General features: G+C 71.5%; 11 protein-coding genes. 6 read left to right on the top strand and 5 right to left on the bottom strand.

The window, feature by feature from the left end; genetic code table 11:
• Positions 1-89: 89 nt before the first annotated feature.
• Together speB and ACH4F2_RS01865 are read left to right on the top strand one after the other, a co-directional pair.
• On the top strand, positions 90-1,079 hold the full coding sequence (gene speB, locus ACH4F2_RS01870; RefSeq protein WP_398130713.1) for an agmatinase: 990 nt from the start codon (positions 90-92) through the stop codon (positions 1,077-1,079).
• Positions 1,076-2,761, top strand: coding sequence for a thiamine pyrophosphate-binding protein (locus ACH4F2_RS01865; protein ID WP_398130712.1), 1,686 nt, complete (start codon positions 1,076-1,078; stop codon positions 2,759-2,761). Before speB ends, ACH4F2_RS01865 begins: the two co-directional genes overlap by 4 nt.
• A gap of 4 nt (positions 2,762-2,765) precedes the next feature.
• On the opposite strand, the gene ACH4F2_RS01860 is transcribed toward ACH4F2_RS01865, so the two are convergent.
• From ACH4F2_RS01860 to ACH4F2_RS01840, 5 genes are all read right to left on the bottom strand, one after another.
• Positions 2,766-3,599 (bottom strand): endonuclease I family protein, encoded by an 834-nt coding sequence (locus ACH4F2_RS01860; RefSeq protein WP_398130711.1) that lies wholly within the window; start codon positions 3,597-3,599, stop codon positions 2,766-2,768.
• A gap of 159 nt (positions 3,600-3,758) precedes the next feature.
• Complete coding sequence (locus tag ACH4F2_RS01855; RefSeq protein WP_398130710.1) at positions 3,759-6,107, bottom strand: ArnT family glycosyltransferase; 2,349 nt, start codon at positions 6,105-6,107, stop codon at positions 3,759-3,761.
• A 75-nt stretch (positions 6,108-6,182) separates the two neighbouring features.
• Positions 6,183-6,791, bottom strand: coding sequence for a hypothetical protein (locus ACH4F2_RS01850; protein WP_398130709.1), 609 nt, complete (start codon positions 6,789-6,791; stop codon positions 6,183-6,185).
• A gap of 91 nt (positions 6,792-6,882) precedes the next feature.
• Complete coding sequence (locus tag ACH4F2_RS01845; RefSeq protein WP_398130708.1) at positions 6,883-7,185, bottom strand: DUF397 domain-containing protein; 303 nt, start codon at positions 7,183-7,185, stop codon at positions 6,883-6,885.
• Between the two features lie 5 nt (positions 7,186-7,190).
• Positions 7,191-7,562: a hypothetical protein gene (locus ACH4F2_RS01840; protein ID WP_398130707.1), complete on the bottom strand. Its 372-nt coding sequence runs from the start codon at positions 7,560-7,562 to the stop codon at positions 7,191-7,193.
• A gap of 90 nt (positions 7,563-7,652) precedes the next feature.
• Between ACH4F2_RS01840 and ACH4F2_RS01835 the strand changes: the two genes are divergently transcribed.
• From ACH4F2_RS01835 to ACH4F2_RS01820, 4 genes are all read left to right on the top strand, one after another.
• A complete protein-coding gene (locus tag ACH4F2_RS01835; protein WP_398130706.1) occupies positions 7,653-8,702 on the top strand; it encodes an esterase-like activity of phytase family protein in 1,050 nt (349 codons plus the stop codon).
• 96 nt (positions 8,703-8,798) lie between these two features.
• Positions 8,799-12,539, top strand: a complete 3,741-nt coding sequence (locus ACH4F2_RS01830) for an ABC transporter ATP-binding protein (protein ID WP_398130705.1) — start codon at positions 8,799-8,801, stop codon at positions 12,537-12,539.
• A gap of 94 nt (positions 12,540-12,633) precedes the next feature.
• Positions 12,634-13,026, top strand: coding sequence for a hypothetical protein (locus ACH4F2_RS01825; RefSeq protein ID WP_398130704.1), 393 nt, complete (start codon positions 12,634-12,636; stop codon positions 13,024-13,026).
• A gap of 94 nt (positions 13,027-13,120) precedes the next feature.
• A complete protein-coding gene (locus ACH4F2_RS01820) occupies positions 13,121-14,545 on the top strand; it encodes a S28 family serine protease (RefSeq protein ID WP_398130703.1) in 1,425 nt (474 codons plus the stop codon).
• Positions 14,546-14,580: the final 35 nt, after the last annotated feature.

Raw genomic sequence — 14,580 nt, 5'->3', positions numbered from 1 at the left:
AATCCTGTCCGAACCGGCAATCCCGGCTCACCAGTAGAGTCGGACAGCAGTGGTACATACGCGACGAAGCGTAAGAAGGAAGGCAGTACATGAGCAGCAACGAGACGCCCCGCGGCCCGGTCGACTCCTCCCGCGTCCCCCGGTACGCCGGTCCCGCGACCTTCGCCCGGCTGCCCCGCCTGGACGAGGTCGGGACCGCCGACGTCGCCGTCGTGGGCGTGCCGTTCGACTCGGGAGTCTCGTACCGGCCGGGCGCCCGCTTCGGCGGCAACGCGATCCGCGAGGCGTCCCGCCTGCTGCGCCCCTACAACCCGGCGCAGGACGCCTCCCCCTTCGCCCTCGCCCAGGTCGCCGACGGCGGCGACATCGCCGTGAACCCCTTCAACATCAACGAGGCGGTCGAGACCGTCGAGGCCGCCGCCGACGATCTCCTCGGCACCGGCGCCCGCCTGATGACCCTGGGCGGCGACCACACCATCGCCCTGCCGCTGCTCCGTTCGGTCGCCAGGAAGCACGGCCCGGTCGCCCTGCTCCACTTCGACGCCCACCTGGACACCTGGGACACCTACTTCGGCGCCGAGTACACGCACGGCACGCCGTTCCGGCGCGCGGTGGAGGAGGGCATCCTCGACACGTCGGCCCTCTCCCACGTGGGCACCCGCGGCCCCCTGTACGGCAAGCAGGACCTCACCGACGACGAGAAGATGGGCTTCGGCATCGTCACCTCCGCCGACGTCTACCGCCGCGGCGCCGACGAGGTCGCCGACCAGCTCCGCCGGCGCATCGGCGACCGCCCTCTCTACATCTCCATCGACATCGACTGCCTGGACCCCGCGCACGCCCCCGGCACCGGCACCCCCGAGGCCGGCGGCATGACGTCCCGCGAGTTGCTGGAGATCCTGCGCGGCCTGGCATCCTGCAACCTGGTGTCGGCCGACGTCGTCGAGGTGGCCCCCGCGTACGACCACGCGGAGATCACGTCGGTGGCCGCGTCCCACACCGCGTACGAACTGACCACCATCATGAGCCGCCAGATCGCCCGGGCGCGCGCGACGGACCAGGAGACCGAGAACAAGTGACCCACGACCACGACCTGGTACTGCGTCCGACCGCCGCCCAGACGGAGGCCGCGCTGAACCCTCCCCCCGGCCGCACCGGCGCAGACCTGGTCGTGGAGACCCTGGCCGGGCTCGGCGCGACCACCGTCTTCGGCCTGCCCGGCCAGCACGCCCTCGGCATCTTCGACGCGCTGGGCCGCTCGGACCTGCGCTACATCGGCCTGCGGGTGGAGAACAACGCCGGTTTCGCGGCGGACGCGTACGGCCGGATCACCGGTGAGGCGGCCCCGCTGCTGCTGTCGGCCGGCCCGGGCGCGCTCACCTCGCTGGCCGCCCTCCAGGAGGCGCGGGCGGCCTCCGCGCCCGTCCTGGCGATCGGCAGCCAGGTCCCGACGGCGGGCCTGGGCGGCGGACGCCACGGCTACCTGCACGAACTCCCCGACCAGGCGGCGTCCTTCCGGGGCGTGGTGAAGTCCGTCCACACGGTCCGTACCCAGTCCCAGATCCCGTCCGCGATCGCGGAGGCGTGGACGTCGGCGCTGACCGTGCCGCACGGGCCGGTGTGGGTGGAGATCCCGCAGGACGTCCTCCTGGCCAGGACACCGATCCCGGTCGTGACGGGCGGCGACACCTTCCCCGAGGAGCTGCCGCCGCGCCCCGAACTGACGGCGGTCGCGGCCGACCTGCTCTCTCGCGCGGAACGTCCCGCGATCATCGCGGGCGGGGGAGTCGTACGGGCGGACGCGTCGAAGAAGCTGCGGCAGTTGGCGGAGCGGCTCCAGGCCCCCGTCGTCACGACCTTCGGCGGCAAGGGCGCGTTCCCGTGGACGCACCCCCTCTCGCTCCAGTCCTGGCTGGAGGACCGTCACACGACGGACTTCCTGGAGGACGCCGACGTACTCCTGGTGGTCGGCTCGGGCCTCGGCGAACTCTCCTCGAACTACCACACGTTCAAGCCGCGCGGCCGGGTGATCCAGATCGAGGCCGACCTCGGCAAACTGGAGTCCAACCACCCGGCGCTCGGCATCCACGCCGACGCCCGCCTCGCCCTCCAGGCCCTGCTGGAGACGGTGGGGGAGCGCACCGATCCCACCGCCCCGGAGCGCGTACGCACGCTGCTGGACCGGGTCCGTGCACGCATCGCCGCCCAGGAACTCACCCTGGAACAGGACGTACTGGCGGCCGTCCGGGGGGCCCTGCCGGCCGGCGCCCCGTCCTTCTGGGACATGACCGTCCTCGCGTACTGGGCGTGGTCGGCCTTCGACGCCAAGGCCCCCAACACGATGCACTCGGCCCAGGGGGCGGGCGGCCTCGGCTACGGCTTCCCGGCGGCGCTGGGAGCCGCGGCCGCCGACCCCACCCACCCGGTACTGGCGGTGTCCGGCGACGGCGGCGCCCTGTACTCCGTCGCCGAACTCGCCACCGCCCGCCAGTACGACCTGAACGTCACCTGGCTGATCGTCGACGACGGAGGCTACGGCATCCTGCGCGAGTACATGACGGAGGCCTTCGGGCAGCCGACGGCGACGGAGCTGCCCGGCCCCGACTACGTGGCGCTGGCGGAGTCCTTCGGTGTGCCGGGCGTACGCACCTCTCCCAAGACCCTGGAGGCGGACCTGGCGAAGGCGCTGGCCTCACCGGGCCCGTCGGTGGTCGTCCTCCCCGCCGTCCTGCGGATGTTCGCGCCGACGCACCTGGGCTGACCGCTTACCAGATCGCCTCGACCCACTCCGGGTGGTCGACGAACGGGTTGCGGTTGTGCTGGTAGGAGTCGTGGATGACCTGGTTGCGGCGCTCCTCGAAGGCGTCCGGCGGGTCCTCGTCGTTCCACGCCTTCAGCACCGGGAGCTTGCCGATGTACGGGCTGCTGCCGTTGCCGACGCTGCCGTTGACCTCCAGGTCGGCCCAGCCGTCGCCGCCCTCGTACCGGACCGCCATGTAGAAGATCATGCGGGCCACGTCGCCCTTGACGGCGTCGCGGGGTTCGAAGGAGTCGGAGTCGGTGAGGCTGCCGCCGCTGTCGGTGAAGCCGCTGCCGCCGTTGTCGAAGTCCTTGTTGCCCCGGATGCTGTTGACCCGGACGTCCTCGGGACGCAGGTGGTGCAGGTCCGTGCCGGGCCCCGTCGAGGTGCCGAAGTCGCCGTGGGACTTGGCCCACACGTGCTCGCGGTTCCAGTCGCCGGTGTCGCCGCCGTTCAGCGACTTGCTGCGGGAGAGGCCCGAGTAGAGCAGGATCACGTTGCCGCTGTCGGCCGGGTCCTGGTCGGTGGTCTTCAACGCGTCCCAGACCGCCGAGTACGACAGCTTCGTCTGGTCGCTGATGATCGTGTGGAGTGAGGACTTGAGACTGTCGCCCGTCTTGCCGACCGCGTTCTTGTAGTACGTCGAGTCGTAGTCCGAGGCCGTCGTCGTCGGCGTGGTGGTCGTGGCCGTCGTCGCCGTGGCCGGGGACGCCGTCAGGGAGGGAACGGCGAGGGCGGCGAGTGCGGCGGCCGTGGCGAGGGCCACCGCTTTCCGGCGCCGTGTGCGTATCGCGAGCATGTGGGGTGTCCGATCTACGCGGGTTGATTGGAGCGGTACGACGAGCGTGACATGGACATGTGGGAGCTGGGGTGTACGGCGAGTGTCGATTGCGTGACGGCGGCCCCCGACCGTGATGGTCGGGGGCCGCTGTGCAGGGTGTGCCGGGTGTGCCGGGGTTCAGGTGACGTCCGACGGGTCCAACCGGTAGACGGCCGAGGTGTTTTCCGCCTGCGAGGCGGAGTCGTCGGCGGAGGAAGCGGCGGAACCGGACGAGGAGGTGGCGGAGTAGTCGCTCTCCTCGACGGCCGTGCCGTGCTCCTGGACCCACTGGGTCACCTGGGAGCTGACTCCAAAGCCGCCGCCCGTACCGCCGCCCATGCCACCGCCGACCTGGATGTAGTGCAACTCGCCCTTCTTCACCAGCTCCTTGAGCCGGGCGAGGGTCATCGCGTTGTCGCTGCCGGACCAGCCCCACATGGAGATGACGGGCTCGCCGCTGCTGAGGATGAGTTGTGCGGCGCTCTGCGAACTCGACACCGCCAGCAACCACTTGGCGCCGTCCTGGTGCTTCTTCAGGTAGGAGATCAGCTCACTGCTCGCGCCGCCCATGCCGCCGCCCATGCCGACGCCGGAGCCACCGGCACCGTCCGGCCGGCTGCCGGTGCCCGGGCCCGTGCCGCCGTCCGCGCCGGTACCGCCGCTGCCGTTTGTGCCGGTGCCGGTGCCCGTGCCGCTGTCCGTGTCGGTGCCCGTACCCGTGCTGTCGTCCGTGCCCGTACCCGTGCTGTCGTCCGTGTTCGTTCCGCTGCCCGGGGGAGTGCCGTTCGGGGGTGTGCCGCCCGCCTCCCCGGCGGCGCCGGGAGCCTGGCCGTTCCCACTGCCGTCGGGCTGCTCGCCGCCGCCCGGGAAGGTGCCGCCGGCCGGGGCGTCCTGGCCGTCCTGCGGCTGACCGTCCGGCTGACCGCCGGGTCCCTCGCCGCCACCGCCGCCGGGGAACCCGCCCCGGCCGCCACCGCCACCGCCCGGGCCGCCGCCCAATCCGCCGCCCGTCGAGGGGCCCGCGGTCGGGTTGGTGCCGCCCATGCCGCCGCCCGAACCGGACGGCACCGACCACGCGTACGCCGCCGGACCCGCGACCCCGGCGACGACCGCCGCGGCCACGGACACCGCCAGCAGCCGCACCCGGCGCCCCGAACGGAAGACCAGCAGCCCCGCGACGGCCAGCGCCATGACCACCGCGACCGACGGCCACAGCCAGGTGTTCCAGCCGGAGGCGCGGCGCAGCAGCACGATCGCCCAGACCCCGGTGACGCCGAGGGCGAGCGGCAGCACCCACACCCACCGCCCGTCGGCCCGGAAGGCGCGCAGCAGCATGACACCGCCGCCCCCGCACAGCGCCGCGATGCCCGGGGCGAGCGCGGTCGTGTAGTACGGGTGCATGGTGCCCTCGGCCATGGCGAAGGTCAGGTAGTGCAGGACCGTCCAGCCGCCCCAGAGCAGCAGCGCGGCGCGCGTGAGGTCGGTGCGGGGTGCCCTGCCGCACAGCACCAGGCCGCCGACGAGCGCGATGCCGGCGAAGGGGAGCAGCCAGGAGATCTGGCCGCCGAGGACGTCGTTGAACATCCTGCCGATGCCCGCCGCACCCGAGAAGCCGCCGCCTCCGCCTCCCCCGCCCATGTTGCCGTCGCCACCGAAGATCCGGCCGAACCCGTTGTAGCCCATGATCAGGTCCCAGGCCGTGCCGTCCGTCGAACCGCCGATGTACGGCCGCTCGGAGGCGGGCACCAGGGACACAGCCGCCGCCCACCAGAAGCTGGAGACGACCAGGGCGACAGCGGCGAGCACCAGGTTCCTGATGCGCTTAGTCCAGCCGAGGTCCGTCACGTACACGTACACGGCGAAGACCGCGGGCAGTGCGATGTAGCCCTGGAGCATCTTCGTGTTGAACGCGAGCCCGAAGCACGCCGCCGCGCCCAGCAGTGGCAGCAGCCGTCCGCCCCGGACCGCGCGCAGGCCGAGGGCCGCCCCGCCCACCATCAGGAACACCAGCAGTGTGTCGGGGTTGTTGTCCCGGTTGATGGCCACCGTGATCGGGGTCAGCGCCAGCACCAGAGCGGCGACCGCCGCCGCGCCGTGGCCCCACACCCGCTTCACGGAGGCGTGCAGGACCCAGATCGTCGCCAGCGCGGCCACGATCAGCGGCAGCATCATCTGCCAGGTGCCGTACCCGAGGAGGCGGCACGACAGGCCCATGACCATCAGGGCGAGGGGCGGCTTGTCGACGGTGAGGAAGTTCCCCGCGTCCAGTGAGCCGAAGAACCACGCCTTCCAGCTCTCGGTGCCGCTGAGCACGGCGGCACTGTAGAAGCTGTTCAGGCCGGCCCCGGACAGGTTCCAGGAGTACAGGACCGCCGCCAGGGCGAGGATCGCCAGCAGGGCCGGCAGCGACCAACGCGGTGCGCCGGGGGACGGGGACGGTACGGGCGGCTCGGTGGCCGCGTGCGGTGGAGCGGTGGCAGATGTCACCACACCACCGTGTCCGCGGCCGATGGGCACGGACTGTGCCCCGGCTTGGGGTCAGCTGTGAATCCCGTGGCGGGATCACTCAGGCGTGGCCCACGGGGCGAGCAGGTCGCGCAGCAGCTCGGCGAAGGCCCCGTCCAGGGTGGCCTCCCACTCCTGATCGCCGACGGCCTCGGGGCACAGGGCGGCAGGACGGGCGATCCACATGATCTTCCAGGGCATGGCATGCAGCGCGGGGTCGCTCCACACTCCGCCGTGCGGGGCGAGGGGGTGGAGCAGATCGCTGACACACCTCGTCACCACCTGTACCAAAGGGCCGTCGGTCGCCGTGTGCGCCTGGGAGAGCGCCCTGGAGGAGGTTCGGGCGACGGCGGCTGTCGTCGGATGGCGTCGGACGACGCGTACGACCTGCGAGAGGTGCTCGACGATGCCCCGAACGGTGCCGTCACTGGGGTGCGTGCGATCCGCGCTGTCGAAGGCGTGCGCGAGTTCGGTCTTCAGCGCGCGCAGGTGAAGCGCCGAGGCGGTCTTCCAGTTCGAGTAGAGGTAGTTGCGAGAGACGCCGCAAGCGCGGGCGACGGAAGGGAGGGACACGTTCACGCCATCGGTGCGCATGAGTGTGCACGTCGTGCTGATCACGTGTCCGGTGCTGAGAGGGTCACGGTCGTGCCAGGGGGGCGGGCTCATGCGCTCATGGTCTGAAAATGCGTGAACTTTTGGCGGCGTTCGTCCTTGGGGCACTCAGATGAGCGACTTGAGGACAATTGGCTCGGAAAGTTCACGCTTTTGAAGGGGGAGGGGTGTGCCCCTTGAGTGCCGTGATGAACGACGTCCAGCCGGCCACCGAGAACACCACCGCCGGACCATGGGGGACCTTCGAGTCCCGGACGGGTATCGCTGCCGACGCACATTCCCCGTGTTCAGGGCCCGGTCCACGACTTACTGGAGCATGCCGCAGACCTGCTCGCGGACGTGCGGACGACGCCCGAGGAGCTCCGCTTCCTTCTGACCCGGACGTGCGAGGTGCTGACGGACGTGCACCGCGTCGCGGAGAGCCGGGGCATGCGACTGCGGTGAACACGCGCGTCAATCGAGCAGTTGGGGCAGAGCCTTCTTGAGCGTGGTGAGCTGAGCGCGGTATCCGGCGTTGAAGTCGACCAGAGCCCGTTCCCCGAGGTTGTCGTTGAGGGCGGCCTTCTTCGGTGGCACCAGGGCGGGTATCGCGCAGAAAACCTCGCTCAACGCCTGCGCGTTCCGGCCCTTCTGGACAGCGGTGACCAGGTCCTCGAAGAGGTCCAGCCGCAGGGCTTCGATCCGGTCACGCGGACGGTCTTTCTCTTCTGCCTCGTCCCAGGTGGACGGCTTGGGGCTGTCGGGCTGCGCGAGGAACTTCAGCACGCGCAGCGTCGCGTACAGCCGCCCCGCCAGCATCTGTCCGCTCTCGTTCGGCTCTGGCATGTCTCATTACTTGCCGTCGGAGTGCCGCCGCATCCCGCCCTTCGAAAAGCGGCCAACTTCTGGCCATTCCCTCTCCCTAGGGTGTCGCCCATGCGCCCGAGAACTCTCCGTAACGCCCTCGCCACCCTCACCGCAGTCCTCGCGGCGGCCGGCTCCCTGACCGCCGCCGGACCGGCCGCCGCACAGGAGAGGCCGCCGGGGAACGACTGCTCGCCCGCCGTCTCCCTCACCGGCTTCTCCGACGCCCTCGACAAGACCACCCACGACGACACCTACGTCGGCAACCTCTCCGCCCTCGCCCGCGACCGCCGCGGCTCCCTGGCCGCCCTCTCCGACCGCTCCTCGCTTTTCCGGCTGGACGCGCGCACCCTGAAGCCGCAGGGCGTGCTTCCGCTCGCCGACGAGAACGGCGCCCCCCTCGACGCCGAAGGGCTGGTCGTCTCCCGCGACGGCACGTACCTCGTCTCCTCCGAGACCGAGCCGTCCGTCCGCCGCTACTCCCGCACCGGCCGGATCCTCGACCGCCTCCCCGTACCGGACGCCCTCCGTACCGCCCCCGCGGGCCGTGCCCAGGCCAACGGCAGCTTCGAGGGGCTCACGCTTCTTTCCGGTGGCCGGACCCTGATCGCCTCCATGGAGTACCCGCTCGCCGGTGACCCGGCCGGCCTGGTCCGTTTCCAGACCTGGCAGCGGACGGGGCGCGGCGACTTCCGGCTCGGCGCCCAGTACACCTACCGGACCGACCCCGGCCTCGGTGTCTCGGAGGTCACCGCGACCCCGGACGGGCGCCTCCTCGTCCTGGAGCGCGGCTTCACGTCCGGCGTCGGCAACACCGTCCGCCTCCACCTCGCCGATCACCGCGCCGATCACGTCGCCGATCACCGCGCCGATCACGTCGCCGATCACCGAGCCGACCGGCGCGGTGCCACGCTCGGCAAGACGCTCCTCGCCGACCTCGCCGACTGCCCCTCCCTCGGCGCCACCGCCAAGCAGCCGCAGCCGAATCCGCTCCTCGACAACTTCGAGGGGATGGCCGTCACCGGCCGGAGCAGAGGCCGCCTGGACGTGCTGATCGTCAGCGACGACAACCAGAACGCCGCACAGACGACCCGCTTCCTCCGGCTCCGCGTGCGCACCTGAATTGTTGCCGCGGGATGAAATCCCCGCTCGCCCGCGTTGGTGCCTTCCGGTAGATCAGGTGAGCAGGACGACCGACGAACGACCGGAGGGCACGGCGTGGACGCGCAACGGGGATGGGCACGACGACTGGCGGGCTACGCCTGGCGCTACCCCAAGGACGTCGTCCTCGCCCTCGGCGCCTCGCTGGGCGGCATGGCCGTCATGGCCCTGGTCCCGCTCATCACCAAGGTCATCATCGACGACGTGATCGGCGACAAGACCAGGGACATGGCCCTCTGGGCCGGTCTCCTCATCGGCGCCGCGGTCGTCGTCTACGTCCTCACCTACATCCGCCGCTACTACGGCGGCCGGCTCGCCCTCGACGTCCAGCACGACCTGCGCACCGACATGTACGGGACGATCACGCGGCTCGACGGGCAGCGGCAGGACGAGCTGTCGACGGGGCAGGTCGTCGGGCGGGCGACCAGTGACCTCCAGCTGATCCAGAGCCTGCTGTTCATGCTCCCGATGACCATCGGGAACGTACTGCTCTTCCTGATCTCCCTGGTCATCATGGCGTGGCTGTCGCTGCCGCTCACCCTCGTCGCCCTCGCCGTCGCCCCGGCGCTGTGGTTCATCGCCCGCCGCAGCCGCACCCGCCTGCATCCCGCCACCTGGTACGCCCAGGCCCAGGCCGCCGCCGTCGCCGGTGTGGTCGACGGCTCGGTGAGCGGCGTACGCGTGGTGAAGGGCTTCGGACAGGAGGAGCAGGAGACCGGCAAGCTCAGGGAGGTCGGGCGCAGGCTCTTCGCCGGACGGCTGCGGACGATCAAGCTGAACGCCACCTACACCCCCGCGCTCCAGGCCGTCCCCGCCCTCGGCCAGGTCGCCATGCTCGCTCTCGGCGGCTGGCTGGCCGTAGGCGGGAACATCACACTCGGCACCTTCGTCGCCTTCTCCACCTACCTCGCCCAGCTCGTCGGCCCGGTCCGCATGCTCGCCATGGTCCTCACCGTCGGCCAGCAGGCCCGCGCCGGCACCGAACGCGTCCTGGAGCTGATCGACACCGAGCCCGTGATCGAGGACGGTGCCCGGGACCTGCCCGCAGACGCGCCCGCCACCGTCGAGTTCGACGACGTCGCCTTCGGCTACGAATCGGCCACCGGAAAGAGCCGCCCCGTCCTCGACGGTCTCTCCTTCGAGATCCGTGCGGGCGAGACCCTCGCCGTCGTCGGCTCCTCCGGTTCCGGCAAGTCCACGGTCTCGCTGCTCCTGCCGCGCTTCTACGACGTGACGCGCGGCGCCGTCCTCATCGGCGGCCACGACGTGCGCGAACTGACCCTGGACTCGCTGCGGGCCGCCATCGGGCTCGTGCCCGAGGACTCCTTCCTCTTCTCCGACACCGTGCGCGCCAACATCGCGTACGGCCGTCCGGACGCCACCGACGAGGAGATCGAGACCGCCGCCCGGGCCGCGCAGGCGCACGGGTTCATCACCGAACTGCCCGACGGCTACGGCACCACCGTCGGCGAACACGGCCTGACCCTCTCCGGCGGCCAGCGCCAGCGCGTGGCGCTCGCCCGCGCGATCCTCACCGACCCCCGGCTGCTCGTCCTCGACGACGCCACGTCCGCCGTGGACGCCCGCGTCGAGCACGAGATCCACGACGCGCTGAAGCAGGTCATGCGGGGCCGCACCACGCTCCTCATCGCCCACCGCCGTTCCACCCTCGGCCTCGCCGACCGCATCGCCGTCCTCGACGAGGGCCGGCTCGCCGACCTCGGCACCCACGAGGAACTCCAGGAGCGCTCCGCCCTCTACCGGCGCCTCCTCACCGACCCCGACGAACTGGGCGGGGTGTCACCGGGACACGCCCGGCCCGTGGCGCCCGCCGAGGACACCTCCGTACGTGAGGAACTGGACGCCGAGTTCGACGCCGAGCGCGGAGTCACCCCACGGCTGTGGACCGGCGACCGCGCGCCGAAGGACACCGCCCTCGCCGGCACCCCCGCCACGCCGGAACTCCTCGCCCAGGTCGACGCGCTGCCCCCGGCCGACGGAACCCCGGACGTCGACGAGACGCGGGCCGTCGAGCCGGAGGAGTCCTACGGCCTGCGCCGCCTGCTGCGCGGCTTCCGGACGCCGCTGCTGATCAGCCTCGCCCTGGTCACCGTCGACGCCGGCATGGGCCTGCTCCTGCCGGTGCTGATCCGGCACGGCATCGACGAGGGCGTCACCCGGGCCGCCCTCGGCGCGGTCTGGGCGGCCTCCCTGCTCGGGCTGCTCGCCGTGCTCGCCCAGTGGACGGCGCAGACCGGCGAGATCCGCATGACCGGCCGGACGGGGGAGCGGATCCTCTACTCGCTCCGGCTGAAGATCTTCGCCCAGCTCCAGCGGCTCGGCCTCGACTACTACGAGCGCGAACTCACCGGGCGGATCATGACCCGGATGACGACGGACGTGGACGCGCTGTCGACGTTCCTGCAGACCGGACTCGTCACCGCCTTCGTCTCGGTCGTCACCTTCTTCGGCATCCTGGTCGCCCTGCTGGTGATCGACGTGGAACTCGCGCTCGTCGTCTTCGCGACCCTGCCGCCACTGATCGTCGCCACCTACTTCTTCCGCAGGGCCAGCGTGAAGGCGTACGAACTGGCCCGGGAACGGGTCTCCTTCGTCAACGCCGACCTCCAGGAGTCGGTGGCCGGGCTCAGGATCGTGCAGGCCTTCCGGCGCGAGCACGACGGCGGGCGGCGGTTCGCCGAGCGCAGCGACAGCTACCGGCAGGCCCGTATCCGGGGCCAGTGGCTGATCTCGGTCTACTTCCCGTTCGTGCAGCTGCTGTCCTCGGCCGCGGTCGCCGCCGTACTCATCGTCGGCGGCGCCCGGATCGACGACGCGACGCTGACGACCGGCGCGCTGGTGGCGTACCTGCTCTACATCGACCTGTTCTTCGCGCCCGTCCAGCAGCTCTCCCAGGTCTTCGACGGCTACCAGCAGGCGTCCGTCTCCCTCGGCCGCATCCAGGAACTGCTGCGGGAGCCGACATCGACGAAGGCCCCCGACAAGCCCCTCGGCGTCGCGTCCCTGCGCGGCGACATCGCCTTCGAGGACGTGCACTTCACGTACGGCGGTGCCGACGAGGCGGAAGCGGCCCTCACCGGTATCGGCCTGCGCATCCCCGCCGGGCAGACCGTCGCCTTCGTCGGCGAGACCGGCGCGGGCAAGTCGACCCTGGTCAAGCTGGTCGCCCGGTTCTACGACCCGACGGGTGGACGGGTGACCGTCGACGGACAGGACCTGCGCACCCTCGACCTCACCTCCTACCGGCACCGGCTGGGAGTCGTCCCGCAGGAGGCGTACCTCTTCCCCGGCACCGTCCGGGACGCCATCGCCTACGGCCGCCCCGACGCCACCGACGCCGAGGTGGAGGCGGCGGCGCGGGCGGTCGGCGCCCACGAGATGATCGCCACGCTGGAGGGCGGCTACCTCCACGAGGTCGCCGAGCGCGGCCGCAACCTCTCCGCCGGACAGCGGCAGCTGATCGCGCTGGCCCGCGCCGAGCTGGTCGACCCCGACGTACTGCTCCTCGACGAGGCCACCGCGGCGCTGGACCTGGCCACGGAGGCGCAGGTCAACCAGGCCACCGACCGCATAGCGGGCCGCCGTACGACGCTCGTCGTCGCCCACCGGCTCACCACGGCCGCCCGCGCGGACCGCGTCGTCGTCATGGACGCCGGACGGGTCGCCGAGGACGGCACGCACGACGAGCTGCTGGCGCTCGACGGACAGTACGCGCGCCTGTGGCGGACCTTCGTCGGCGCGGCCGGACCGGAGGAGCCGGTCGGCGCCCTCCACTGACACTCGCGCACTCGCGCAACCATGCGACAGGCGCCCCGCGTCCGTACACCCGTACGCCGGTGATCGCCGTACGACGGAGGCGGAGGGGACCGCGGTGGGGCAGGGTGGGACTGGAACACGACGGCGGCTGGCGCTCGGCACGGCCGTGCTGACCGCGGCCGGGCTGCTCGCCGTCGCGGTGCCGCAGGAGGCGCAGGCCGCCGCGGCGTGCCCGGGCCGCAAGGTGCGCACGCTGCCGTTCTCCACGGGGTCCGTCCTCGTCTACGAACGCGGCGGCCACGTCTGCGCCGTCACCGTCCCCAGGAAGCCCGGCACCAAGCGGCAGATGTCCGTCAGCGTGCAGGCGCGCGGGAGCCGGCCGGTCGTGGACGCGGGGCGGTTCGCCCACCGGGCCGGGCCGGTGACCGTGCACGCCGGGAAGCGCTGCGTGTGGGTGAAGGGCACGGTGTCCCGGGGCTCGGTCAGCTCCGGCTGGATCCTCTGCTGAGCCGGCCTTCGGCTGCCATTTCCTCATCTCCCCTGGTGTACGGGCGACTTGCTCCGATAGCTTCCGGCGCACATCTGCTTCACAGGGAGGGTGCATGCGCAAGGCGCTCAGATGGCTGCTGGCGCTCGTGGTGCTCGTGGGCACCGTCAGCACGGCGGGCGCGGCCACCGCCGCCGAGCCGAAGGCCGTCGACATCAAGGACCGGCTGCTGTCCATACCGGGCATGAGCCTGATAGAGGAGAAGCCGTACACCGGCTACCGCTTCTTCGTCCTCAACTACACCCAGCCGGTCGACCACCGGCGCCCGTACAAGGGCACGTTCCAGCAGCGGATCACCGTGCTGCACAAGGACGTGAACCGCCCGACGGTCTTCTACACCAGCGGGTACGGCGTCTCCACGAACCCCGGCCGCCGCGAGCCGACCCAGATCGTCGACGGCAACCAGGTCTCCATGGAGTACCGCTACTTCACCCCGTCCCGGCCCGAGCCGGCCGACTGGTCCAAGCTGGACATCTGGCAGGCCGCCGGCGACCAGCACCGCATCTTCCAGGCGTTGAAGCCGGTCTACTCCGAGAACTGGATCTCCACCGGCGGCTCCAAGGGCGGCATGACCGCCACCTACTACGAGCGTTTCTACCCGCGAGACATGGACGGCGTCGTCGCCTACGTCGCCCCCAACGACGTGGTGAACCGCGAGGACTCCGCCTACGACCGCTTCTTCGCCCGCGTCGGCACCGAGGAGTGCCGCGACCGGCTGAACGGGGTACAGCGCGAGGCACTGGTACGCCGTGCGCCGCTCAAGGAGAAGTACAAGGCGTACGCGGCCGAGAACGGCTACACCTTCGACATCACCGGCGGCCTGGACCGCGCCTACGAGGCCGTCGTCCTCGACTACGTCTGGGGCTTTTGGCAGTACAGCACCGTGAAGGACTGCGCCGCCGTCCCCGCCGACGCCGAGAACGCCACCGACGAGGCGATCTGGGAGTCCGTCGACACGATCTCCGGCTTCTCCTTCTACACGGACCAGGGCCTGAGCCCGTACACGCCGTACTACTACCAGGCGGGCACAGAGCTCGGCGCGCCGACGATCCACTTCCCGCACATCGAGAAGAAGTACATCCGCTACGGCTACCAGCCGCCGCGCAACTTCGTGCCCCGGTCGATCCCGATGAGGTTCGAGCCGTGGGTGATGCGGGACGTCGACCGCTGGGTGCGGCACAACGCCGACCGGATGCTGTTCGTGTACGGCGAGAACGACCCGTGGGGTGCCGAACCCTTCCGCCTCGGACACGGCGCGCACGACTCCCACGTCCTCACCGCGCCCGGCATGAACCACGGCGCCAACGTCGCCGGCCTGGTGCCCGAGGAGAAGGCCCTCGCCACGGCCCGCATCCTCGACTGGGCGGGCGTCGCACCCGCCGAGGTACGGGAGAACCCGTCGGCGGCCAGGCCGCTGGCGACGTTCGACGCCGCGCTGGACCGGCGGGACGTGCAGCGCGAACCGGCGCTGCGCCCGTAGAAGTGGCCGTGCCCGGCCGCCGCTGAGACGCTCCG

It is taken from the genome of Streptomyces sp. NPDC017890, from assembly GCF_044328675.1.
Taxonomy (GTDB): domain Bacteria; phylum Actinomycetota; class Actinomycetes; order Streptomycetales; family Streptomycetaceae; genus Streptomyces.
This window is presented reverse-complemented; position numbering and strand designations above follow the sequence as displayed.